The following is a 22,359-nucleotide window of genomic DNA, read 5'->3' as shown; positions in this document are numbered from 1 at the left end:
TGAAAATAGCACATTTCAGAGTTTATCTGCGTCGACCACAGCGTTAACGAAATCCTGCGGATCTTCCTGAGGTGGATTGTGACCCACTGTCGCCCCAAAGGTGCGGTGTTCATACTTACCGGTAAATTTACCCGCGTAGGCCTGTGGTGCCGGATGCGGTGCCCCGTTATTTCCGCCTTCGATGGTGATCGTTGGTACGGTGATATTCGGCAGCGCGGCCAGTTTTTGTTCGTAGCTGTCGTATTTGCGCTCACCTTTTTCCAGCCCTAAGCGCCAGCGGTAATTGCTGAGCGTCACCGCGACGTGATCCGGATTATCGAGCGATTTGGCGCTGGCGTTGAAGGTTGCATCGCTAAATTTCCAGTCCGGTGAGGCCTGCGACCAGATCAAACGGGCGAAGTCATGCGTGTTTTTAGCGTAGCCTTCCGCACCGCGCTCGGTGGCGAAGTAAAACTGATACCACCACTGCTGCTCTGCTTTTGGCGGCAACGGTTGTTTGCCAATCTGTTGGCTGCTGATGAGATACCCACTCACCGAAACGAGTGACTTAACGCGTTCTGGCCACAGCGCCGCAACGATGTCCGCGGTGCGGGCACCCCAGTCGTAGCCTGCAAATACGGCCTGTTTAATATTCAGGGCGTCCATCAGATTAACAATATCTTTCGCCATCGCAGACGGCTGGCCGTTGCGCGGGGTTTTAGCTGACAGGAAGCGAGTGGTGCCGTAGCCGCGCAGAGAAGGCACAATGACACGGTAACCTTTTGCCGCGAGTGCGGGAGCGACTTCAGCATAGCTGTGAATATCGTAGGGCCAGCCGTGTAATAAAATGACCGGTTGACCGTCTTTCGGGCCGATGTCGACATACCCGACGTTAAGGTCGCCGGCGTTAATTTGCTGCGGGTGGTCAAAGGCTGCCGTGAAGCTGGTGCCGGTGACTTCGGCCTGACAGGACATCACGGTGCCAAGAGAAACGGTCAGAGCAAGGGTCGAGTAAGCGAGTTTGCTGAACATATTTGGTGTCTCCGATTGAGTTCAATTCACGGGGATATAACAACACCTCAATGTATAGCGGATATGTGCGAAAGCGGGTTTATTGCAAGCCTGTGTATGTATCAGGAAAACAGATACAGTGTGATACAAACACAGGCGTTTTAGCCTTAAAGGGAAAGGCGATAGCGAACGTAATCGTCGGCCTCACCGTATTGATCGTAGAGTTTACGCGCCGGGTTATTCTCCCGGGTGACCCAGTACAGTTTTGACCACCCTTCACGCTTACCTTCTGCAATCAGGGCATCTATAAGCGCTTTGCCCGCCCCCGCGCCGCGTTCAGCAGCATCAACAAACAGATCTTCCAGGTAGCAAATGGGCGCTGTTGACCAGGTTCCTTCGTGCAGAATACACATTGCGAAACCGATCACTTTTTCGTCCTTCTCTACCACGCGGCAGAACATCGACGATTGCGCTGAGAGCGCCCTCTCCCAGGTTGATGCGGTAACGGATTCCTCTAGATAGCACTCATAGAAATGGGTATAGCCATCCCACAGCGGTCGCCATTGAGAATAATCATCTTCGCGTAGCGGTCTTACCGTAACTGACATGTGTTCCTCGCAATATAAATTAATCATCATTTCTAAGCAGTGTAATATTGGATAAGCCCAGAAAAATACGCCTGTGCGTTTTGTGTGTTTCGCCCAGCGGCGCTACGCTTGCAGGGCCTACAATGAAATGTGCAATTTATTGATATTTAGGAAAATGTAGGCCGGGTAAGCGCAGCGCCACCCGGCAAGATAACAGAACCCAAACAAAAACATAACGCTTAAATACGGAGATCCGCGGATGACAATACCTACGCTCACGACTGAACGCTTACTGTTAAAACCGCTGGTTGCCGAAGATGCTGTCCAGATACAGAAGCTCTATCCGCGCTGGGAGATCGTGCGTTATATGGTCTCTTCGGTGCCCTGGCCTTACCCGGATAACGGTGCGGAAAATTATGTTAACAACGTGGCGCTGCCCGATATGGCAAAAGGGATTGCCTGGTTCTGGAGCATCCGGCGTCGCGAAGTACCGGATGAACTCATGGGTATTATCTGCCTGTACGATATTGAAGATAACAACCGCGGATTCTGGCTTGCACCGGAGTTTCAGGGTAAAGGCTATATGCGGGAGGCGAGCATTGCGGCGACGGATTACTGGTTCAATACGCTGAACAAAGCGGTGTTGCGTGCGCCGAAGGCCGCCGCCAACAGCCGCTCACGTCGTATTTCAGACAGCAGCGGCATGCGGCTTGTCAGAACGGAAAAGAAAGCCTACGTCAGCGGTATGCTTGACTCCGAACTGTGGGAGATCACCCGCGACGAGTGGAACGCCCGTCAGGTCAGCTGATAATGCTTATCTGGCATCAGCCTTTCCGGAATGTTCTCTTCATCGTTCATCTGCAGCAGATCGCGTTCCATATTGTTGCAGATGGCGTCCAGCGGCAGGTCGTTATCTTCCGTACCAAATGGATCTTCCAGCTCTTCTGCCAGGGTATCCAGCGAGATAAAGGTGTAAGAGATCAGCGCGGAGACAAACGGTGTCATGTAATGCAGGTCCACAACCAGCGCGAACGGCAGCATGATGCAGAACAGATACACCGTGCGGTGCAAAATCAGCGTATAGGCAAACGGCACTGGCGTCGTCGCGATACGCTCGCAGCCGGAAAGGACGATGGACATGTCGTTCAAGCGGTTGTTCAGGCTATGGAAAAGAATGTCCGAAAGCTGACCGTTACGCCGCCGCACGGCAAGCCACTCCCCCATGATCAGTAGAATACGGTTGGCCGGCGAGTTGGCAGCCATCACGTGCCGTAAATCATCCGCAGCAAGATAACGAGCGAGTTCTTCAGCGTTCAGTTCCCGGCGCAAGGTCATACGCAGGCAGTTGGCAAAGGCAATCTGCAGGCGGACAAACTCACCCAAATATTTATCGTCAGGCAAGGTGTTTTTTACCTCGCGAAACAGCGAGCGTGCCGCTATCATCAACTGCCCCCAGAGCAGTCGAGCCTCGACGTAACGTGAATAACAGGCGTTGTTTCTGAAACCCAGAAAGATAGCAATCGCCACGCCGAGAATGCTGAAGGGCGCGACGGTAAATTTGATGCCCAGCGAGGTGTACCACGGCAGCATCAGGATCACGGCGATAGAAAGCAGGAAGTTGAGCAGCAGTCGGGTATAGATTTTGGGAAGTACCGAACCGTGCCAGACAAAAATCAGTTGTAGCCAGTGCTGTTTAGGACGAACAATCATAGTGAGTTTCAGGCAAGAAAAGAGCGTGGCTATTAAACGTGATCCCCCTCACGGTTGCAAGCATGTTAACGGGACATTGCATTTTCCCATCTACAAAGCGAAACATGCACGGTGCTGATTCTCTTTTTTAAAAACGGAGTCAATAGTATGTTGTAACTAAAATAGATTCTATTTAAACCCGGCCGCAGCCGGGTGACGTGATTAGCAAAGTGGTTTCACCGCTGCGCGCATTCCCTTCAGCAGAATGGCATCAAGATCCAGCGTCACCTGGTCCACCAGGCCGTTCACCTGCGTCAGGTCCAGCTCCCAGTGCTCTCTCTCGCTCAACACAGCCTGCACCAGTTCACGGGTACTTATCTGATTATCGCGGTGCCGCGCCCATAACTGCTGATAGCATTCCAGCCAGTACGCATCATCCTGTACCGGATAGCCCTCCCCGTTACGCTCCGCGCGATAAAACGCAATCAGGGCCGCTAACGCAAACGTCAGACGGGATGGTAACTGCCCCCTGACCTTCTGCCCGGCCAGCAATTGCGGCAGAATGCGGGTGCGGTATTTAGTCATGCCGTTGAGCGCAATCGAGAGCAACTGGTGTCTGATGTAAGGGTTCCGAAAACGCCCTGTTACCGCGCTGGCGAACGATTCCAGTTCATCACGTGGCAGATCGAGGACCGGAATAATTTCCTGATAAATCGCTTTTTCGACGAAGGCACAGATATCGGCATCATTCATCGCCTCACCGACCGTATCCAGCCCCGCCAGGAACGCTACCGGCACCAGTGCCGTATGCGCACCATTCAGGATGGCGACTTTACGTTCTTTATAGGGTTTGATGTCATCCACAATCAGCACATTAAGCGGATACTTATCCAGACGCAGTTCTCGGGCAAGGAATGCAGGCCCCTGAATAACAAATAGGTAGAAGTGTTCTGCGGTATCCAGGAACGCATCGTGATATCCCAGCTCAGCTTCCAGCGCGGCCGCTTCATCGCGCGGGTAACCGGTCACGATACGGTCAACCAGCGTTGAGCAGAAATGGTTTGCTTCATTTAGCCACTGGATGAAAGCGGCAGGCAGCGCCCACTCCTGCGCATAACGCAAGACCAGTTCACGCAAGGCGTCTCCGTTGTAGTCTATCAGCTCACACGGAATGATGATCCAGCCCTTATCGGTCGCACCATTGAAGTGGCTGAAGCGCTCAAACAGCAGGCGCGTCAGTTTCGCCGGATAGCTCACGGCAGGCGCATCGTCGAATTTGTCACCCGCGTGATAGCCGATCCCGGCCTCGGTGGTGTTCGAGAAGACAAAACGCATATCGGGGTTGTGGGCCAGTTTCAGGAACGCATCATACTGGCTGTAGACGTCGATCTCCCGGTTAACCGAGCGGATAAGACGGCTCTCACTTACCGTTTCGCCCTGCTCATTCAGGCCGCGAATGATGGTGGTATAGAGGCCATCCTGGGTGCTCAGCGAGGGCGGGAAAGCACTCTGAATGGGGCGAACGATAACCACACCGGCATTGAGATCGGTATGTTCATTTAGCAGGTCAATTTGCCAGTCGACAAACGCACGCAGGAAGTTGCCTTCACCAAACTGGATGATGCGTTCAGGGTATTGAGCACCGGGAAAATCACGACGGTTAAGCGTGTTCACAATGGGTTCCTTTTATGATTAGTCATACAGCCTGATAAGATTGGTACGATAACTTATCAAAACTTTCCGACCAGGAACCCTGTTTCGATCAATTCACGGCGTGGTTGTGACGAAAATTATAAGAATTTGTAGAACACGGACGTCGCCGTCATGGCACCGTCCGGCATCAGGGCGTAGCGCGGGATCTCACCGACCTTTTGCCAGCCGGCACGCTGATAAAACGTCTCAGCGCCGCTGCCGGTGGAGGTATCGAGTACCAGAACCGAAATATTTCTGGCGCGGGCTTCAGCCTCAAGCGCTTCCATCAGCGCCATCGCGGCCCCTTTGCGACGCGCTTTTTCATGTACCAGAAGTTTTGCCACATCGGCACGATGAGGTTGATTCTCTGGCTGGTCGGTAATCAGTTGCACCGTTCCGATAACCCCCAGCTGGGGATCAACGCTGGCAAGTACAACGCGCTCATGGCGCCCTACGCTTTCAGCAATACCGAGCCAGAATGAACGGGCCTTCTCGAGGCTAAACGGCAACATGAAGCTGACGGATGCGCCGCCGCTCACGCAGTTTTCGAGGATCCCGGCCAGCGCATCAAGATGAGTGAGAATGTCGTCACGGGTGAAGTTTTGGATATGCAGTGAGGTATTCATTGTTTGTCCTTACGTTGAATACCCACACTTTGCATTTAACATTTTCTTAACGCAATCGGGTCAGTCATACGCTTTTGTTATATCACCGCCCGCGCTGCCGCTGCTGCTTCATGGCATACATTTTTGCATCGGCATCGTTGAGCCACTTTTGCAGGTCGTTACTGTTGTGATCAAATTCACTCAGCCCCCAGGAGAACTTCAGCGACCATGGGTGTAACTTGCGCGCATTGTAGTTTTCGACCTGCTCGGCGAGATACTGCATGGCAATCCACGCCCCCTGCTCATCCGTGTCGGCAAACAGCACCGCAAACTCATCGCCACCGAAACGAACCAGCAGATCCGCTTCACGGAAAGAGGTACGCATCAGTTGCGCCATGACTTTAAGCGCCTTATCCCCCTCCTCATGCCCGTAACGATCGTTAATCTCCTTGAACCGATCCAGATCCAGCCATCCGAGCGTCAACGGCTCAGCACGGCGTCGGGCAATGGAAAGCGTGAACCGCACAAGCTGATTAAAGCCGCGTCGGTTGAATAACCCGGTTAACTCATCCGTGGTCGCCGCGCTGATGGCGGCAAACTCATCCTCAGCCAGCGCGCCCAGGTCACCCAGTACGGCGAGATCGGCCGCTGAAAACTCGCGAGGAGCGTAATCAATCAGGCAAAGCGAGCCAACGCTTGCGCCGTCTCGTAAGCGCAGCGGGAAGCCCGCGTAAAAACGCACGCCGGGCTCACCGGCCACCAGCGGGTTATCCGCGAACCGGTCATCCTGACGCATATCCCCTACCACCAGCGGAGCTTCAGCGAGGATCGTATGGCCACAGAAAGATATGTTACGCGGAACGGAACCGGGTGCCTGTCCATCCGCCGATTTCACGATCAGCGAGTGCTCATCAATAAGATTGACCATCGCCAGTGGCACCTGGAAAAAGCGTTTCGCCAGGCGCGTTAAGCGGTCAAACGCCGGGGAACTGTCGATCTCAAGCAGACCCGATTCGCGCAGCGAGTGAAGTCGGTCTGTTTCATTTTCAGGTGTTGCAGGTGCTTTCATAATGTCTCCTGACGTAAAGCGTTACTCAAAGCGTAGCTTAAACAGAGACATTGTCAGTGTGCGAATATCCTGTTAAGCCGCTATCTAATTCACGTCAATGCCTTATAACGATTAACGCAGCTCAGTTTCACTCCCGGCACTGGCGGCAAGTTGCTCATCCGCCAGCCGGGCGCTGGTACGATTTCGACCCGCCTTTTTTGAACGATAAAGATGATCGTCCGCCTCGGCCATCAGCTTGTTGAAGACCTCCGTCAACTGCCATGACTCCGCCTTTCCGCTTCCAAGGCCAATACTGACCGTCAGATAAAGCGTCTGCTGACGCCAGGTGAAAGGATGGCTGGCCACGGTACTCCTGATACGTTCCGCCAGTGCATAGCCGTGTTGTTCATCGCCCGAATTAACGACCACAGCAAACTCCTCTCCCCCCATGCGGGCCACCATCCCGTCTTCACCAACGACCTGCTGAACCTGGCGGGCAAAGGATGCCAGCACGCGGTCGCCGCACTCATGACCGTAGTTATCATTGATGCTTTTGAAGTAATCAATATCGAGCAGCATGACGGTCAGAAAACGTGGATGACGGTGCGTTTCTTCGCGTTTTAGCGCCTCGTAAAGCCCGGAACGCGAGTAGACGTGGGTCAGAAAGTCATAATCCGCCCGCAGGGATACCTGACGGATCAGGGAATTAATCGCCGCCATGCTGACGGAGACCATCACCGGGCAGATCGCCATCGTGGCAATACCCAGCCGCGCAGAAAACATCATCGGGGTCGAGAGCGGCGTCGCCACGGCGATATTTATGATGGAGTTGGCGACCAGAATGATTTCAATCGCCCCTGTAATAAACGTCAGCAGGCAGGTCGCAGGCAGCGAGTAGCGTACCGCACACCAGATAAGCGCAGGCAGCGGAAATGCGAGGCTTCCCGCTCCGCCAATCACCACCGAGGCAGCCACCGAAACAACCAGCGCGACGATCGGTAACAGTTTCTCCAGATTTACCCTGAGTTCCCGCACCGGCAAACCGAGGGTAAGTATGCACGGCACAACGAGTACGCCAGTGGAGAATTGTTCGCTAAACCAGTCGGCAAACAGCGGCCAGAAGGTATGACTGTCTATCCCCACGGACCCGAACGCACCGAGCAAGGCACACAGCAGCGCAGCAATCAGGCAGTAGTTAAACAGCCGTAATGCGTTGAGCGGATCGGGGGTTTTCTTCATCAACCGTCTGTCACGCTGAACCAGCACGGCGACAACGACGATAAAGATCATATTAGACAGGTTTATGACCACCGAGGCCATTCCCCAGTTAGTCGTCACCGCGTCGTACATCAGCATCGCGACATAACATACCGCGTAGTAATGCAGGCGATGCAGAAACACATAACGGGCAAAGATCCCTGCCATAACGCCATTCAGCGGCCAGAACAGGGATAAGGCCTCGACCAGCCGCAATTCCGCGCCCACAAAATAAAAGAGAGTGGTGAGAATAAATATCGCCGAGGCATTACGCAGCGGCGTGTCGGGTTGGAACAACCTGAAGGCGGTGAGAGCAGAACGCATTAAATATCATTCCATATGAATGCTTATGGCAAATATTGCGGTCGTCAGCATGATCGGGACTAACTTAACCTGCATCTATAACACAATTACAACAGGATCATAACTCGTCAAATTTGGCTGTTCATCTGTATCACCAGCCAGTGGTGGATCACGCTGACGATATAATGTTGTTGCTGCGCAGTCAGTTGCACGCCCTGGGGAATATTATGCCATTTTGCCAGACAGCCCCGGCAGCAGGTCGCCGTGGCATGCTGGGCGATAAATACCGGGTGACCGCGCATGGGCGTCTGTTTACCGTCGTTGGCAGGTTGCGCCGGTGCAAGGCGTTTTTTAACGAAATCCGCAGCATGCTGGTCAATGGTGTCGGGTCCTTTGTCCCAGCAGTACTGCCGTTCTTTATTGCCTAAACGAAAGCGCGAGCGAAACGTCGATCGCGCCAGGCGGGAAAAAAGCGGATCCAGATCGGACATCAGTATACGGAACGTCCCAGACGTTGGGTCAGTTTCTCCAGCACCGCCACACCGGCAAGTGAATTTCCCGTTTCATCCAGCTCCGGGCTCCAGACGGCAATCGCCATTTCATGCGGCACAATCGCCACGACTCCGCCGCCAACGCCGGATTTGGCCGGAAGCCCAACCCGCCAGGCAAACTCGCCCGCGTTTTGATACATGCCGCTGGTCGCCATCAGGGCGTTGACCTGCCGCGCCTGCAGTGGGGAAACGACGTCCTGATCGAGATGCGGCGCGTGCCCCTGGTGCGCCAGAAACAGGAACGTCTGGGCCAGCTCAACGCAGCTCATTTTCAACGCACAGTAGTGGAAGTAGTTTTGCAGTACGGTCGCCACGTCGTTATGAAAGTTGCCGAAGGATTTCATCAGCCAGGCGATGGCCGCGTTACGGGCGGAGTGCTCAAACTCCGAGCGGGCCACTACCGAATCATAGGCAAGATCGTCAACGCCCGAGAGCTGACGAACAATCTCCAGCATTCGCTGACGCGGTGCGCTGAGACGGCTTTGCAGCATATCGCAGACCACCAGCGCCCCGGCATTGATAAAAGGGTTACGCGGTTTACCCTGCTCGATTTCAAGCTGAAGCAGTGAGTTGAAAGGCTGGCCGGACGGATCTTTACCGACACGCTGCCAGATCTCGTCTTCCTCGTACTGGCGCATCGCCGCAACCAGGCTCAGCACTTTCGAAATTGACTGAATCGAAAAACGTTCAGTGGCATCCCCTGCCTGGTATCGCTGTCCGTCGATGGTACAGATCGCAATCCCCAGCTTATTCCCGCTGACCGAGGCAAGAGCCGGAATATAGTCGGCAACCTTACCCTTTCCCAATAACGGACGAACCTGCGCCAGAATCTCGTCCAGCATCTCATTATGGATGACCGCAGCCACTCTTTGCTCCTTGCCCTCAGGCTAAAACGGGCTGCGAGTATAACAGAGGCTTATGTATTGCGTCAGGCGCTAAGACGAAAACGCGAAACGGCCTGCAATAAAAGATCGGATTGCTTTTGCAGTCGCTCAGAGGCCTCTGAGGCGTCAGAAACCAGCAGATCCGTCTGGCGGGAAACCTGATTCAGCGCCTGAAGCTGACGCGTCATCTGGTGAATGCTCTCCCCCTGGCTGAGCGTAGCGGTTGAGATTTCATTCAGCAAACTGCTTAAGTTACCGACCAGACCGGTGACCTGCTGCAAATTGTCTTCCATTAAATTCACCGCCCGGGATCCGTCTTCAATGCCCTGCAAAGAGCGATTGATAAGTTCCTGGATGGTCTGCGTTGAGTGGCTACTCTTTCTGGCAAGCAGGCCGACTTCCCGGGCGACAACGGCAAACCCGCGTCCATGGTTACCGGCATGGGCGGCTTCAATGGCGGCGTTTAACGCCAGAATATTGGTCTGAAACGCCACGCTGTCGATCATCGCCACGATCCCGCGCATTTCAGAAGATCGCTCGACGATCGCCTGCATGGACGCATTCACGGTCGACATCATCTGGTCACCGCCTACCGCGGCCTGACGCGCTTCGTCCGCGCGCGAGCTGGCGAGTCTGGCGTAGCCGGTATTCCCTTCCACATGCGTTTCCAGCGTCGCGATATGGGTCGTGACCTCTTCCAGCTCTTTTGCCTGACGCGCCGATTGCTGATACAGCTTCTGATTCCCCTGCGCCAGGGAGCCGATATTTTCAACCATTGCGGTCGTGGCATGGCTGACCTGGGTCACCAGCTGCTGCAGACCGTGCTGCATGGTGGCGATACTGTCGCTAAGCTGCCCCGTCTCACGATTAAAACGCCTGACGGCAGGCGGCGTACCGGAAAGATCTCCGGCTGCCAGCTGGTTAATATGCGCAATCAGTCGACGTAACGGCGTGATCACCCACCTGGACATGCCGAACCAGACGGCAACGGCGATGGCGAGCAGTAAAACCGGCGCAAACAGGAACAACGTCTGCAGCCTTGAAATCTGCGTCATAAGTCCCTGACGCCCCTGCATGGCCTGCTTCTCGCTGGCCTGCTGATAACGGGCGTAGTTATCGTTGAAGTCGCTCTGAAACGCCTGGGCCGGGACAGCAAAAAAGGCATCAATGGTGTGGTTTCTGACAAGCGCTTCCGATTGCTCTTTAATGGCACCGTAAAAAAGCTGATAGCTGTTCACCAGGGCCTCATCTTCCGGCGGATTGAGTGCCCGCCAGGCTTGCCACGCCTGCTGAGAAACCGCCAGCGACGCTTGCGCCTCATCCATCAGACTGTGCCAGCTTCCTTCTGAACCGGTCTCTTTATCCTGCATAAACCAGACGCCGGAGCGGTTAAGCAGATCGCTTGCCGCCAGCAGGGAGACCCGCGCCAGATCAAGCTTGCTCTGTTGCTGATACGCCAGCAGATTTTGCCGCTCGTTGCGCTGAGCGTCCTTCAGGGAGGCGTTAAGCAGAAAAGATGAGGAGAGTTGCAGTGCGGAGAAAAGGCCAATAATACAAAAGATCCCCGTCAGCAGGCCAAATTGACGTGGGATACAGCGCTGCGCAATACGACGAAAAATTTGCGTTAGGTTCATAATTTTCTTCAGTAACAAGACGTTAGACGCGTGCGAGTCTACGAAACGAAAATGACAGAACCATTGCAGAGAAATGACAGTGGCCCTCAAATTGAGGGCCGTTACAAACGAATTACACTCTGTTCTTCCACACCGTCTGCACGTTACAGAATTCATGCAGGCCGAAATGGGAGAGCTCGCGGCCAAAACCACTCTTCTTCACACCGCCAAAGGCCACGCGCGCATCGCTGGCGCTGTAACCATTGATAAACACCCCACCGCACTCCAGCTCGCGAGAGAATTTATCCGCAAGCGCGGCGTCGGCGGTGAAGACCGTAGCAGAGAGGCCAAAGTCGCTGTCGTTTGCCAGCGTCAGGGCGTGCTCAGCATCTTTCGCGACGGTAATAGCCGCTACCGGACCAAACAGCTCCTGGCGGAAGGCCGTCATCGACAGCGTGACGTTCGCCAGCACGGTAGGCGCGTAATAATTCCCCTCGCCGCTGATTTTCTCTCCGCCCAGCAGCAGCGTGGCCCCCTCAGCCAGGGTGGCCTGAACCTGCTGATGCAGTTCATCGCGCAGGTCAAAACGCGCCATCGGGCCAATGTAGTTCTCTTCTTCATCGGGTGTGCCCATCTTCAGGGCGGCTACGCCCGCGACGAAGCGTTGGGTAAAGATATCCACAATACCCTCTTCAACAATGAAGCGTTTGGCGGCCGCGCACACCTGCCCGGTATTCTGATAGCGACCCGCCACCGCCGCTTTCACGGCGAGATCCAGGTCAGCGTCGTTGAGCACGATGAACGGGTCAGAGCCGCCCAGCTCAAGCACGCATTTTTTCAGCGCAGCACCTGCCTGGGCACCAATTGCGGCCCCGGCACGCACGCTGCCGGTCACGGTCACCGCCGCAATGCGACGGTCGTTAATCGCCTGGCTTACGCCGTCATTGGTGGCATTAACCCAGCCAAAAACGCCTTCCGGGAAACCGGCATCCGCGAAAATCTGTGCGATAAGATCCGCCGAGCCAAGCACGTTTGGCGCGTGCTTAAGCAGATAGCTGTTACCTGCCAGCAGGATCGGCACCGCCCCGCGCAGTACCTGCCAGAGCGGGAAGTTCCACGGCATCACCGCCAGAATCGGCCCCAGCGGGCGGTATTCAATAACCGCGTTGTGGTTTTCCACCTGGGTTGGCTCTGCATTCAGCATGGCCGGGCCGTGTTCCGCATACCAGTCACACAGACCCGCAGATTTTGCCACTTCCGCCCGCGCCTGCAGAACCGGTTTGCCCATCTCCCGGGACATCATCCGGGCCATCTCTTCCGCACGATGACGCAGCGCAGCACCGAGATCGCGCAGCTTCTGCGCCCGCCAGGCGACGCTTTCGCTCCGCCACTGACGAAAACCGGCATCAGCCCGGGCGATAGCCTGTTCAACCTCTTCCTGCGTCGCCCACGGATACGCGGCGATCGTTTCACCCGTAGCCGGATTAACAGACAGGGCATGTGTAGCAGATGAATAAGTCATGATGTTCTCCACGCATTTCGGTTGATTAATTGTGGCTCACTCTGCTATTTCTTAGAAATGAATAATACTAACCACCTTATTCACGAAACGAGAATGCTATGGATTTAACCCAGCTTGAAATGTTTAACGCCGTCGCGCTGACGGGGAGCATCACCCAGGCGGCGCAGAAGGTGCATCGCGTTCCCTCGAACCTGACAACACGAATCCGCCAGCTGGAGGCCGATCTCGGCGTTGAGCTGTTTATTCGTGAGAACCAGCGTTTGCGGTTATCTCCCGCCGGGCATAACTTCCTGCGCTACAGCAGACAGATTCTGGCGCTGGTGGATGAAGCGCGTATGGTCGTCGCGGGGGATGAACCACAGGGGTTATTTGCTCTTGGCGCGCTGGAAAGCACTGCCGCCGTGCGCATCCCTGAATCGCTGGCGCAGTTTAACCAGCGTTATCCGCGCATTCAGTTTGCCCTCTCTACCGGCCCTTCCGGAACGATGATAGATGGTGTACTGGAGGGAACGCTGAGCGCCGCCTTTGTTGACGGACCGCTGTCACACCCGGAACTGGAGGGGATGCCGGTCTACAGGGAAGAGATGATGCTGGTCACGCCTGCCGGGCATACGGAGGTCACACGCGCCACGCAGGTGAGCGGCAGCGACGTTTATGCCTTTCGCGCCAACTGCTCATATCGCCGACATCTGGAGAGCTGGTTTCATGCAGACGGCGCGACGCCTGGCCGCATTCACGAGATGGAGTCCTATCACGGCATGCTCGCCTGCGTCATTGCGGGCGCGGGCATCGCGCTGATGCCGCGCTCCATGCTGGAAAGTATGCCAGGACATCATCAGATTGAGGCCTGGCCGCTGGCTGAAAACTGGCGCTGGCTCACCACCTGGCTGGTGTGGCGACGGGGGGCGATGACCCGCCAGCTGGAAGCGTTTATAGCGCTGCTAAACGAACGTCTTCAACCAGCGCCTTCTCCATAAACAGGCTAAGCGGGTCGTCAACATAGGGGGCAAATGCCGGGCGCAGTTCGTACCCGCACTGTTCATACAGACGAACCGCAGCGTGTTGTTTTATCCCTGTCTCCAGCCGTACCGTGTGGCAATGACGGCTCAGGGCCTCATCTTCCAGAGCAGCCAGCAGCCTCTCTCCCAGATGCTGTCCCCGGTGGGTCGGGTCAATATAGACCCGTTTCATCTCACCGGTTCCATCCCCGTTAAGCACGATGGCTCCACAGCCAACAGCCTGAAGCTGCTGGTCACGAATGATCATCAGGATAAGCGATGCGTCGGGCAGCGCTGAAAGATCGAGCAGATGATTGCTCTCTGCGGGATAGAGTTCGCTCTGATAGCGGTCAAGGGCTGCAATCAGTGTGAGGATGTCCGGATGACGAGCGGATTCAGAGGTAATGGAATACATGGCAGGCTCCTTGCTGTTTTTATTTTAAAATAGCGCAGCTCTGCCATGGTGCTTCATAGTATTAACTTATCGCGCTGCCCGGCTAGCGCAAAAAGATACGGCCTTTCAGATACAACGTGGCCTGACCGGCGATCAACACGCGATCGCCCTTAAGTTCACAGCGCAGATCGCCGCCACGATATGACACCTGACGTGCGTTCAGTGACGTTTTTCCCAGCTTTTCGCTCCAGTAGGGGATCAGCATGCTGTGCGTGGATCCGGTAACCGGATCTTCCGGCACCCCTTCGCCCGGGCAGAAAAAGCGGCTGACGAAGTCATAGTCTTCTCCAGGCGCCGTTACGCAGACCATTTTCCCCAGCGGAACCATTGCCGCGATATCCGGCGTGAGCGCCTCCACCTGCTGCTGGCTCTCCAGCACCACGATATAGTCTCGTCCGGCGCGTACCTCTTTCGCCTTTGTGATGCCCAGCGCGGTGAACAACGCTGCCGGGGGATTATCGACGGCCTCCGTCGGCCACGCAGGGAAATTCAGCGTCAGCCAGTCGCCGCTGCGCTTGACCGTCAGCTCGCCCACGAAGCGCGTGGTAAAGTGAATTTCGGTATGCGGATAATCCAGATATTCAAAAATCACGTGTGACGCCGCGAGGGTCGCGTGTCCGCACAGGTTAATTTCGTGCAGCGTGGTAAACCAGCGCAGTTCAAACCCGTCGTCGGTTCGCACAAAAAAGGCGGTCTCAGACTGATTATGCTGCTGCGCCATTTTAAGCAGCGTCTCATCGGGCAGCCACTCCTCCAGCGGGCAAACCGCCGCCGCATTACCGCCAAACGCCCTGTCGCTGAAGGCATCCACCAGATAAAAATCAATTTCCTGCATTGTCTCTCCCTCTCTTGTTATCAGTTTTTAGCGCAGATACACCGTGCCTTTCAGGTAGCACGACGCCTGACCGCTCATCAGCACCCGTTCCCCTCTCAGTTCACAACGCACGTCACCGCCCCGCGCCGACACCTGACGGGCAAACAGGGTCGTTTTGCCCAGTGTTTCACTCCAGTAGGGGATCAGCATCGTGTGCGCGGACCCGGTGACCGGATCTTCCGGGACGGAAACGCCCGGAGAGAAGAAGCGGCTGACAAAGTCATATTCCCCCTCGCCCGGTGCCGTCACGCTAACTTTGTGCTCACCCGGTGTCATCGCAGACAGGTTCGGCATAAGGGCTTCAACCTGCTGGCGGTTTTCCAGGACGATCACCCACGCGCGCCCTTTACGGGCGTCAACGTAGTGGCGGATACCCAGCGCCGCGATCATCTCTGGCGGTGGCGTCTCTTTATGTGTCGGACACGCCGGGAAATCCAGCGTCATCCACTCTCCCTCCCGGCTGACCGTCAGGCGGCCAGATGCGGTGTCGAAGTGGATCCGCGAGTCGGGGTAATCCAGTTCATGAAACAGGACGTACGCGGCGGCCAAAGTGGCATGCCCGCAGAGATTGACTTCGGTGAGCGTTGTAAACCAGCGTAGCTCAATGCCCCCTTTGCTGCAGACGAAAAAGGCCGTTTCCGATTGATTATGCTGTTGCGCCATTTTCAGTAGCGTTTCATCGGGTAACCATTCTTTCAGCGGACAAACCGCCGCCGGATTGCCACCAAACGAAGTTTCGCTGAACGCATCTACCAGATAAAAATCAATCTCCTGCATTGTCTTACCGCCTGTTTTTGTTGTGTTGTTCTTTTATATTCAATGAAAACACCCTCCCCGGCTACCGCTTTCACAAGGTAAATATTGAGATCTGCGTCACATAATGGTTGAGTTTTCGCCGTTTGACGTTTTAAGATCGTCTCCTCTTCTTTCCAGCAACGAATCTCCGACATCCCTATGACAACGAACACAGTTTCCCGCAGGGTTGCGTGGCTACGCGTGGTCACGCTGGCCATTGCCGCGTTTATTTTCAACACCACAGAGTTTGTTCCGGTTGGGCTGTTGTCTGACATTGCCGACAGTTTCCAGATGGAAACGGCTCAGGTGGGCATTATGTTGACCATCTACGCCTGGGTGGTGGCGCTGATGTCATTGCCGTTTATGCTGCTGACCAGCCAGATGGAGCGGCGCAAACTGCTGATCGGTCTCTTCGTGTTGTTCATCGCCAGCCATGTTCTGTCGTTTATGGCGTGGAATTTTACGGTGCTGGTCATGAGCAGGATTGGCATTGCATTCGCCCATGCGGTGTTCTGGTCAATCACCGCGTCGCTGGCTATACGCCTGGCCCCGGCGGGTAAACGCGCCCAGGCGCTGAGCCTGATTGCCACCGGCACCGCGCTGGCGATGGTGCTGGGTCTGCCGATTGGCCGTATCGTGGGGCAATACTTCGGCTGGCGTACGACCTTCTTCGCCATCGGCATGGGGGCACTGGTTACGCTGGTGTGTCTGATTAAGCTGCTGCCCGCGCTGCCGAGCGAACACTCTGGCTCGCTGAAAAGCCTGCCGCTGTTGATGCGTCGCCCTGCGCTGCTGAGTATCTATCTGCTTACTGTAATCGTGGTGACCGCCCATTACACGGCATACAGCTACATTGAACCGTTTGTTCAGGTTGTGGCAGGCTTTAGCGCCAATTTTGCTACCCTGTTACTGCTCATCCTCGGCGGTGCGGGCATTATCGGCAGCGTGCTGTTTGGCAAGCTGGGTAATCAGCATGCTTCCTTGCTTGTGAGCGGCGCCATTGGCCTGCTGCTCGCCTGCCTGCTGTTGCTGATGCCCGCCGCGGGCAGCGAAAACCATCTGGCGATCCTGAGCCTGTTCTGGGGCGTGGCGATCATGATCATCGGCCTTGGCATGCAGGTAAAAGTGCTGGCGCTGGCACCGGACGCGACGGACGTTGCCATGTCACTGTTCTCGGGGATATTTAATCTGGGCATCGGCGCGGGCGCGCTGGTGGGAAATCAGATTAGCCTTCATGTCTCGATGTCGGCGATTGGGTATCTGGGCGCTATTCCGGCCCTGGTCGCGCTTATCTGGTCAGTGCTCATCTTCCGCAAATGGCCGGTGGCGCTGGAGGAACAGAGTCAGCACGGGTGACGTTTGTTTGTGCCGGGTGGCGCTGCGCTTTCCCGGCCTACAAGCCTGTAATAACCCAGGCCGGGTAAGGCGAAGCCGCCACCCGGCAATCACCTCAGTGGTAAGTTTTAATAATCTCCAGCACGCCGTTAATAATAAACTGCACGCCCATACAGACCAGTAAGAAGCCCATCAGACGGGAAATAGCTTCGATACCGCCCTTGCCTACCCAGCGCATAATCGCACCGGAACTGCGCAGTGACCCCCACACAATGATCCCGATAATCGCAAATATCAGCGGTGGCGCAACCGTCAGGACCCAGTCCGGGAAGGTGGCGCTATCACGTACCGTAGAGGCGGAACTGATGATCATCGCGATGGTACCCGGCCCCGCCGTGCTCGGCATAGCCAGCGGCACAAAGGCAATATTTGCACTCGGTTCGCTTTCCAGCTCTTCGGATTTGCTTTTGGCCTCCGGCGACTCATGCGCTTTCTGCGCCGGGAACAGCATGCGGAAACCGATAAAGGCGACAATGAGTCCCCCGGCGATGCGCAGGCCAGGGATGGAAATCCCGAAGGTGTTCATCACCACCTGCCCCGCATAGTAAGCCACCATCATGATGGCAAACACATAGACGGAAGCCATCATTGACTGATGGTTACGCTCGGCGCTGTTCATATTCCCTGCCAGCCCGAGGAAAAGCGCCACCGTCGTTAACGGGTTTGCCAACGGCAGCAGCACCACCAGCCCAAGACTCACTGCTTTAATTAAATCCAACATAATGCATCGTCGTCCTTATCCATATTCATCCCCGCAAGTATAGGGGGAAAGTGTGACGTTAAGCCATCTGCGCAACGTAACGATTATTTTCCGTAAGTAAGGATAACCCTGAGTTATCTATATGATTTGAAAGCGTTCAAAAAAAGTTCATGAAACGTTTTAGCAATTCGTGGCATCGGCCGATTCATTCAGTTGACTTATACTTGCCTGAGCAATAATATCTGCCGTGACTAAACTACTTGCCAGGGCAACCATTGTGAAAAGCACCAGTGATATCTTTAACGACGTTGTTCCGCTGGGTCGTCTTATTCATATGGTTAACCAGAAAAAAGATCGCCTGCTCAATGACTATCTGTCACCGCTGGATATCACCGCAACACAGTTCAAAGTGCTGTGTTCCATTCGCTGCGAAGTGTGTATCACGCCGGTTGAGCTGAAAAAGGTGCTCTCTGTCGATCTGGGTGCGTTAACCCGCATGCTGGATCGTCTCGTCTGCAAAGGATGGGTAGAACGAAGCCCTAACCCGAATGACAAACGCGGCGTACTGGTCAAGCTCACCTGCGATGGCGCGGCCATGTGCGAGCAATGTCATCAATTAGTAGGACAAACACTGCATCAGGAACTAACAAAAAACTTAACGGCAGATGAAGTGGCAACCCTTGAGCTTTTGCTGAAGAAAATACTGCCGTAAACAGAAAAGAGGTATGACGATGTCCAGACGCAATACTGACGCTATCACCATTCATAGCATTTTGGACTGGATCGAAGATAACCTGGAATCGCCGCTCTCCCTTGAAAAAGTGTCAGAGCGTTCAGGTTACTCCAAATGGCACCTGCAACGGATGTTCAAAAAAGAGACCGGCCATTCACTAGGTCAATATATTCGCAGTCGCAAGCTGACGGAAATTGCCCAGAAACTGAAAGAAAGCAATGAGCCGATCCTTTATCTGGCAGAGCGTTACGGATTTGAATCACAGCAAACCCTGACGCGTACGTTTAAGAACTATTTTGACGTGCCGCCTCATAAGTACCGAATCACCAGCGTACCCGGAGAGTCCCGATACCTGTATCCGTTAAAACACTGTAGTTAATCATCGCCTGTAAAAGACGTAACCGAGGAAATCATGAAAGTTATCGCCTCCGCCGCCCTCGCCTTGCTGGTGCTGTTTTCCAGCCAGACCTTCGCGGAGCAAACCCCAGGTGCAACGCAGCAAAATAATCGTGGCACGATGATTTTGCCGTCAGCACATGACCAGTCACCCTATGATTTCAACCACATGGGGACTGGTAGCGACAAATCCGACGAATTAGGCGTGCCTTATTATAATCAGCACGGCTTCTGATTCGTTTTTGCCCCGCCACTGCGGGGCTTTTTTATGCTCTAGCCTCTGACGCGCGCCGCCCGCCGTACCCGCAGGCCAAACACGTTGATATACAGCCCCGCCATAATCAGCACTGCCCCCAGCAACTGCAGCGCGCTCAGCGTTTCATCCAGCAATAGCGCCGCACTGGCGAGCCCAACCACCGGCACCAGCAGAGACAGGGGCGCCACGCGCCAGGTTTCATAACGCCCCAGCAGCGAACCCCAGATCCCATAGCCCACAATCGTGGCGACAAAGGCCAGATAAATCAGAGAAAGGATCGTGGTCAAATCGATATCGACCAGGCTTCTCAGCATCACATCCGGACCATCCAGAATAAACGACGCCGCCAGAAACGGGATGACCGGAATTAACGCGCTCCAGACCACCAGCGACATCACCTGCGGCCGCGCCGCGTGCTGCATAATCAGTTTGTTGAAGATATTCCCGCACGCCCAGCTCAGCCCCGCCGCCAGCGTAAGCATAAAGCCCAGCAGCGCCACATCCTGACCATTCAGGCTGGCTTCAATCAGCACCAGTACGCCAAACACCGCCAGCGTAATCCCCGCCAGCTGTTTGCCCTGCAAACGTTCGCCAAATACGAACGCACCGAGAATGATGGTAAAGAACGCCTGCGCCTGCAAAACCAGCGAGGCAAGACCGGCAGGCATACCAAACTTGATGGCGCAGAAGAGAAACGCGAACTGGCCAAAGCTGATGGTCAGGCCATAGCCCAGCAGTAATTTGAACGGGATTTTTGGACGCGCAACAAAAAAGATCGCCGGGAACGCCACTAACATGAAACGCAAACCGGCCAGCATAAGCGGGGGCATATTGTGCAATCCCAGCTTAATGACGACAAAATTGAGCCCCCATACTACGACCACCAGCAACGCCAGCAGTCCGTCTTTACGCGTCATACCCTGCCCCTGAATTATTAATAATTTGTTAACACTTCAAGGTAACAGAAAAAAGGACGCTGCGAGAAGATCATTAATTCTGGCAGGCAGCTGAAGCACTTACGGATAAACCAGGTGCTATACAAGCCCCTTATGTCATGGTAATCCTGTTAACACACCTCTAATAAAAGCATAAGCAACTGTCGGGCAGAAATATGAAACCATCTCTCAGGCGCTCAACCGCAGCGCTGCTGGCATCGTCATTGTTGTTAACCATCGGTCGGGGAGCGACGCTGCCCTTCATGACCATTTATCTCACGCGCGTCTACAACATGAGCGTCGAGAATATTGGTTATGCCCTGACGATTGCGCTGACCATCGGCGTGGTGTTCAGCCTGGGATTTGGCATTCTGGCGGATAAGTTTGATAAAAAACGCTACATGCTGATTGCGATCGTGGCGTTTATTGCCGGATTTGTCGCGATCCCGCTGGTGGATAACGTCACGCTGGTGGTGCTGTTCTTTTCCCTGATCAACTGCGCCTACTCCGTATTTTCGACGGTGCTGAAAGCCTGGTTCTCCGACGTGCTCACCTCAAGCCAAAAAGCGCGTGTTTTCTCGCTCAACTATAGCTTCCTGAACATTGGCTGGACGGTCGGCCCGCCCATCGGCACCCTGCTGGTGATGTACAGCTTACAGCTGCCCTTCTGGCTGGCCGCTTTTTGCGCCGCGCTGCCGCTCGCGTTTATCCATTTCTTTGTGCAAAAAAGCGTCGCGCTGGATACCGCCGAGGAAAAAATGCCCTGGCAGCCGTCGGTGTTGCTGAAAGACCGCGCCCTGTTCTGGTTCACCCTCTCCGGCCTGCTCGCGTCGTACGTGGGCGGATCGTTCGCCAGCTGCATTTCGCAGTATGTTCTGGCCGCCCACGCCGACAGCGATTTCGCGCAGAAGGTCGTCGCCGTGGTGCTGCCCGTTAACGCCGCCGTGGTGGTGACGCTGCAATACGCGCTTGGGCGCAAGATTTCCGCAAGCAATATTCGCCCCCTGATGACCGCCGCGACGCTGTTTTTTATCCTGGGGCTGGGGGGCTTTATGTTCTCCGGGGAGAATCTGATTTACTGGGGTATCGCTGCCGCGATCTTTACGCTGGGTGAGATTATTTATGCACCCGGTGAATACATGCTGATCGACAACATCGCCCCGCCGGGGATGAAGGCAAGCTATTTCTCCGCACAGGCGCTGGGCTGGCTGGGCGCGGCCGCAAACCCGATGATCACCGGGATTATCCTGACCAACCTGCCGCACTGGTCGCTGTTTGTGATTATGATGGTCGCCATCGTCATTGCGTGGCTGATGATTTTGCGTGGGATGAACGTGAAGGCGTGGTGTGAGTCACCCAAGGTAGCGTAGCAACTTGTAGGCCGGGTAAGGCGTAGCCGCCACCCGGCAAACGCAACAACCTAGTGGTGCAACATCTCTTCTACCACCTGCTCTTTGTACATCTCATTCGGATAATAGGTCGGCCAGTTATCCATCTCTTTCAGCAGCGCCTCGTGGGAGGTGTTGCCCATAAAAATATGGAAGTGCGAGGACGCTTTCGGCCCGATGGTATGGTCGCTGAACTGCACAAACTTCGGCGCCGTGCTGCTGGCATCCTGACACTCAAACAGATAGCGAACGCCTTTTTTGCCTGACGCATAGGTCAGAATTTTGTAGCCGCTGTAATTATAATGGCAACGGCTAACCGCTTTGCCCTTGTGGAACTCCATCACGTTATTTTCAATGCCAATGGCATCCACGTCCGTCGCATAGCCTTTACGATAATAGGCTTTCACCTCGTCGAAGGTTTTGCTTTTATCCTTCTGCGCTTTCTGTTTGAAGACCGGATCCAGCGATCCATCCAGCAGGAAAGGATAAACGGACTGCCAGGTACCGTCCCAGTCAGACAGCGCTCTGTCCTTCACGTCTTTATCCTCAAACACGCCGTTCGCCGCTTTCTGCTCCGCTTCGGTCATCTGATGACCGTGCGAGTGCGCTAACAGCTGGCCGCTGACCAGCAGCGCCCCCAGAGTCATGATCCATTTACCAGCATGTGCAGCCAAAATAACCCCCTCATTCCGTT

24 protein-coding genes are annotated in these 22,359 nt (G+C 55.0%); 7 read left to right on the top strand and 17 right to left on the bottom strand.

Features of this window, described 5'->3' with window-relative positions:
- Nucleotides 1-15: 15 nt before the first annotated feature.
- Both ACMGGM_RS02020 and ACMGGM_RS02015 read right to left on the bottom strand, forming a co-directional pair.
- The gene (locus ACMGGM_RS02020; protein WP_023330426.1) at nt 16-1,011 is read right to left on the bottom strand and encodes an alpha/beta fold hydrolase; all 996 of its coding nucleotides are present in this window, start codon (nt 1,009-1,011) and stop codon (nt 16-18) included.
- 146 nt (nt 1,012-1,157) lie between these two features.
- The gene (locus ACMGGM_RS02015) at nt 1,158-1,598 is read right to left on the bottom strand and encodes a GNAT family N-acetyltransferase (RefSeq protein WP_045134027.1); all 441 of its coding nucleotides are present in this window, start codon (nt 1,596-1,598) and stop codon (nt 1,158-1,160) included.
- Between the two features lie 238 nt (nt 1,599-1,836).
- Between ACMGGM_RS02015 and ACMGGM_RS02010 the strand changes: the two genes are divergently transcribed.
- Nucleotides 1,837-2,385 (top strand): GNAT family N-acetyltransferase, encoded by a 549-nt coding sequence (locus tag ACMGGM_RS02010; RefSeq protein ID WP_014883841.1) that lies wholly within the window; start codon nt 1,837-1,839, stop codon nt 2,383-2,385.
- Here the strand turns inward: ACMGGM_RS02010 and ACMGGM_RS02005 are convergent.
- The 9 genes from ACMGGM_RS02005 to sad form a co-directional block, all read right to left on the bottom strand.
- Nucleotides 2,373-3,287, bottom strand: a complete 915-nt coding sequence (locus ACMGGM_RS02005) for a bestrophin family protein (protein ID WP_045134028.1) — start codon at nt 3,285-3,287, stop codon at nt 2,373-2,375. The genes ACMGGM_RS02010 and ACMGGM_RS02005 overlap by 13 nt on opposite strands.
- A gap of 201 nt (nt 3,288-3,488) precedes the next feature.
- Nucleotides 3,489-4,940, bottom strand: coding sequence for a tagaturonate reductase (locus ACMGGM_RS02000; protein WP_023330422.1), 1,452 nt, complete (start codon nt 4,938-4,940; stop codon nt 3,489-3,491).
- A gap of 116 nt (nt 4,941-5,056) precedes the next feature.
- Entirely contained in the window at nt 5,057-5,584 is a 528-nt protein-coding gene (locus tag ACMGGM_RS01995) for a GNAT family N-acetyltransferase (RefSeq protein WP_023330421.1), read from the bottom strand.
- Nucleotides 5,585-5,666: 82 nt separating this feature from the next.
- Entirely contained in the window at nt 5,667-6,632 is a 966-nt protein-coding gene (locus ACMGGM_RS01990; protein WP_023337295.1) for a sensor domain-containing diguanylate cyclase, read from the bottom strand.
- A gap of 111 nt (nt 6,633-6,743) precedes the next feature.
- Nucleotides 6,744-8,192: a GGDEF domain-containing protein gene (locus tag ACMGGM_RS01985; RefSeq protein WP_047345025.1), complete on the bottom strand. Its 1,449-nt coding sequence runs from the start codon at nt 8,190-8,192 to the stop codon at nt 6,744-6,746.
- Nucleotides 8,193-8,299: 107 nt separating this feature from the next.
- Nucleotides 8,300-8,662: a DUF4186 domain-containing protein gene (locus tag ACMGGM_RS01980; protein ID WP_023337293.1), complete on the bottom strand. Its 363-nt coding sequence runs from the start codon at nt 8,660-8,662 to the stop codon at nt 8,300-8,302.
- Entirely contained in the window at nt 8,662-9,564 is a 903-nt protein-coding gene (gene glsB / locus ACMGGM_RS01975; protein ID WP_176602036.1) for a glutaminase B, read from the bottom strand. Before glsB ends, ACMGGM_RS01980 begins: the two co-directional genes overlap by 1 nt.
- Before the next feature lie 86 nt (nt 9,565-9,650).
- Nucleotides 9,651-11,240 (bottom strand): methyl-accepting chemotaxis protein, encoded by a 1,590-nt coding sequence (locus tag ACMGGM_RS01970; protein ID WP_045134032.1) that lies wholly within the window; start codon nt 11,238-11,240, stop codon nt 9,651-9,653.
- Nucleotides 11,241-11,352: 112 nt separating this feature from the next.
- Complete coding sequence (sad, locus tag ACMGGM_RS01965) at nt 11,353-12,741, bottom strand: succinate-semialdehyde dehydrogenase (RefSeq protein WP_063943140.1); 1,389 nt, start codon at nt 12,739-12,741, stop codon at nt 11,353-11,355.
- A gap of 98 nt (nt 12,742-12,839) precedes the next feature.
- Between sad and ptrR the strand changes: the two genes are divergently transcribed.
- A complete protein-coding gene (gene ptrR / locus ACMGGM_RS01960; protein WP_414149088.1) occupies nt 12,840-13,718 on the top strand; it encodes a putrescine utilization regulator PtrR in 879 nt (292 codons plus the stop codon).
- Here the strand turns inward: ptrR and ACMGGM_RS01955 are convergent.
- The 3 genes from ACMGGM_RS01955 to ACMGGM_RS01945 form a co-directional block, all read right to left on the bottom strand.
- Nucleotides 13,672-14,154: a GNAT family N-acetyltransferase gene (locus tag ACMGGM_RS01955; RefSeq protein WP_023330415.1), complete on the bottom strand. Its 483-nt coding sequence runs from the start codon at nt 14,152-14,154 to the stop codon at nt 13,672-13,674. The genes ptrR and ACMGGM_RS01955 overlap by 47 nt on opposite strands.
- A gap of 82 nt (nt 14,155-14,236) precedes the next feature.
- Nucleotides 14,237-15,028 carry a PhzF family phenazine biosynthesis protein gene (locus tag ACMGGM_RS01950; RefSeq protein WP_023337289.1) on the bottom strand — a complete coding sequence of 264 codons (792 nt, stop codon included), beginning with the start codon at nt 15,026-15,028 and terminating at the stop codon, nt 14,237-14,239.
- 27 nt (nt 15,029-15,055) lie between these two features.
- Nucleotides 15,056-15,844: a PhzF family phenazine biosynthesis protein gene (locus tag ACMGGM_RS01945; RefSeq protein ID WP_045134034.1), complete on the bottom strand. Its 789-nt coding sequence runs from the start codon at nt 15,842-15,844 to the stop codon at nt 15,056-15,058.
- 177 nt (nt 15,845-16,021) lie between these two features.
- Here ACMGGM_RS01945 and ACMGGM_RS01940 point away from each other — a divergent pair, with 177 nt between their 5' ends.
- Entirely contained in the window at nt 16,022-17,218 is a 1,197-nt protein-coding gene (locus ACMGGM_RS01940) for a sugar transporter (protein ID WP_014883827.1), read from the top strand.
- A gap of 94 nt (nt 17,219-17,312) precedes the next feature.
- Here ACMGGM_RS01940 and ACMGGM_RS01935 read toward each other — a convergent pair whose 3' ends face one another.
- On the bottom strand, nt 17,313-17,978 hold the full coding sequence (locus tag ACMGGM_RS01935; RefSeq protein ID WP_014883826.1) for a MarC family NAAT transporter: 666 nt from the start codon (nt 17,976-17,978) through the stop codon (nt 17,313-17,315).
- Between the two features lie 256 nt (nt 17,979-18,234).
- Here ACMGGM_RS01935 and marR point away from each other — a divergent pair, with 256 nt between their 5' ends.
- The 3 genes from marR to marB are packed head-to-tail and all read left to right on the top strand — an operon-like array spanning nt 18,235 to nt 19,321.
- Complete coding sequence (marR, locus tag ACMGGM_RS01930; RefSeq protein WP_014883825.1) at nt 18,235-18,669, top strand: multiple antibiotic resistance transcriptional regulator MarR; 435 nt, start codon at nt 18,235-18,237, stop codon at nt 18,667-18,669.
- Between the two features lie 19 nt (nt 18,670-18,688).
- Nucleotides 18,689-19,069, top strand: a complete 381-nt coding sequence (gene marA, locus ACMGGM_RS01925) for an MDR efflux pump AcrAB transcriptional activator MarA (protein WP_008502237.1) — start codon at nt 18,689-18,691, stop codon at nt 19,067-19,069.
- Nucleotides 19,070-19,102: 33 nt separating this feature from the next.
- Entirely contained in the window at nt 19,103-19,321 is a 219-nt protein-coding gene (gene marB / locus ACMGGM_RS01920) for a multiple antibiotic resistance protein MarB (RefSeq protein ID WP_014883824.1), read from the top strand.
- Between the two features lie 38 nt (nt 19,322-19,359).
- Here the strand turns inward: marB and eamA are convergent, their stop codons facing one another.
- Nucleotides 19,360-20,259, bottom strand: a complete 900-nt coding sequence (eamA, locus tag ACMGGM_RS01915) for an O-acetylserine/cysteine exporter (protein ID WP_014883823.1) — start codon at nt 20,257-20,259, stop codon at nt 19,360-19,362.
- Nucleotides 20,260-20,453: 194 nt separating this feature from the next.
- On the opposite strand from eamA, the gene ydeE reads away from it, so the two are divergent.
- The gene (gene ydeE, locus ACMGGM_RS01910) at nt 20,454-21,647 is read left to right on the top strand and encodes an efflux MFS transporter YdeE (RefSeq protein ID WP_032636542.1); all 1,194 of its coding nucleotides are present in this window, start codon (nt 20,454-20,456) and stop codon (nt 21,645-21,647) included.
- A 50-nt stretch (nt 21,648-21,697) separates the two neighbouring features.
- Here the strand turns inward: ydeE and zinT are convergent, their stop codons facing one another.
- Entirely contained in the window at nt 21,698-22,339 is a 642-nt protein-coding gene (zinT, locus tag ACMGGM_RS01905; protein WP_014883821.1) for a metal-binding protein ZinT, read from the bottom strand.
- Nucleotides 22,340-22,359: the final 20 nt, after the last annotated feature.

The organism is Enterobacter sp. BNK-14, from assembly GCF_047456095.1.
Lineage (GTDB): Bacteria > Pseudomonadota > Gammaproteobacteria > Enterobacterales > Enterobacteriaceae > Enterobacter > Enterobacter kobei.
The sequence above is the reverse complement of the archived record's forward strand: the minus strand, read 5'-3'. Positions and strand labels throughout refer to the sequence as shown.

What these genes read in the sequence shown, in the direction of transcription:
- marA (WP_008502237.1), top strand. Translation starts at nt 18,689, where the DNA reads ATGTCCAGACGCAATACTGACGCTATCACCATTCATAGCATTTTGGAC.
- ACMGGM_RS01955 (WP_023330415.1), bottom strand. Translation starts at nt 14,154, where the DNA reads ATGTATTCCATTACCTCTGAATCCGCTCGTCATCCGGACATCCTCACA.
- ydeE (WP_032636542.1), top strand. Translation starts at nt 20,454, where the DNA reads ATGAAACCATCTCTCAGGCGCTCAACCGCAGCGCTGCTGGCATCGTCA.
- ACMGGM_RS01950 (WP_023337289.1), bottom strand. Translation starts at nt 15,028, where the DNA reads ATGCAGGAAATTGATTTTTATCTGGTGGATGCCTTCAGCGACAGGGCG.
- ACMGGM_RS02005 (WP_045134028.1), bottom strand. Translation starts at nt 3,287, where the DNA reads ATGATTGTTCGTCCTAAACAGCACTGGCTACAACTGATTTTTGTCTGG.
- ACMGGM_RS01985 (WP_047345025.1), bottom strand. Translation starts at nt 8,192, where the DNA reads ATGCGTTCTGCTCTCACCGCCTTCAGGTTGTTCCAACCCGACACGCCG.
- marB (WP_014883824.1), top strand. Translation starts at nt 19,103, where the DNA reads ATGAAAGTTATCGCCTCCGCCGCCCTCGCCTTGCTGGTGCTGTTTTCC.
- ACMGGM_RS01940 (WP_014883827.1), top strand. Translation starts at nt 16,022, where the DNA reads ATGACAACGAACACAGTTTCCCGCAGGGTTGCGTGGCTACGCGTGGTC.
- ACMGGM_RS01970 (WP_045134032.1), bottom strand. Translation starts at nt 11,240, where the DNA reads ATGAACCTAACGCAAATTTTTCGTCGTATTGCGCAGCGCTGTATCCCA.
- glsB (WP_176602036.1), bottom strand. Translation starts at nt 9,564, where the DNA reads ATGCTGGACGAGATTCTGGCGCAGGTTCGTCCGTTATTGGGAAAGGGT.
- ACMGGM_RS01990 (WP_023337295.1), bottom strand. Translation starts at nt 6,632, where the DNA reads ATGAAAGCACCTGCAACACCTGAAAATGAAACAGACCGACTTCACTCG.
- ptrR (WP_414149088.1), top strand. Translation starts at nt 12,840, where the DNA reads ATGGATTTAACCCAGCTTGAAATGTTTAACGCCGTCGCGCTGACGGGG.
- ACMGGM_RS01935 (WP_014883826.1), bottom strand. Translation starts at nt 17,978, where the DNA reads ATGTTGGATTTAATTAAAGCAGTGAGTCTTGGGCTGGTGGTGCTGCTG.
- ACMGGM_RS01980 (WP_023337293.1), bottom strand. Translation starts at nt 8,662, where the DNA reads ATGTCCGATCTGGATCCGCTTTTTTCCCGCCTGGCGCGATCGACGTTT.
- ACMGGM_RS01945 (WP_045134034.1), bottom strand. Translation starts at nt 15,844, where the DNA reads ATGCAGGAGATTGATTTTTATCTGGTAGATGCGTTCAGCGAAACTTCG.
- ACMGGM_RS02015 (WP_045134027.1), bottom strand. Translation starts at nt 1,598, where the DNA reads ATGTCAGTTACGGTAAGACCGCTACGCGAAGATGATTATTCTCAATGG.
- eamA (WP_014883823.1), bottom strand. Translation starts at nt 20,259, where the DNA reads ATGACGCGTAAAGACGGACTGCTGGCGTTGCTGGTGGTCGTAGTATGG.
- sad (WP_063943140.1), bottom strand. Translation starts at nt 12,741, where the DNA reads ATGACTTATTCATCTGCTACACATGCCCTGTCTGTTAATCCGGCTACG.
- ACMGGM_RS02010 (WP_014883841.1), top strand. Translation starts at nt 1,837, where the DNA reads ATGACAATACCTACGCTCACGACTGAACGCTTACTGTTAAAACCGCTG.
- ACMGGM_RS01995 (WP_023330421.1), bottom strand. Translation starts at nt 5,584, where the DNA reads ATGAATACCTCACTGCATATCCAAAACTTCACCCGTGACGACATTCTC.
- ACMGGM_RS02020 (WP_023330426.1), bottom strand. Translation starts at nt 1,011, where the DNA reads ATGTTCAGCAAACTCGCTTACTCGACCCTTGCTCTGACCGTTTCTCTT.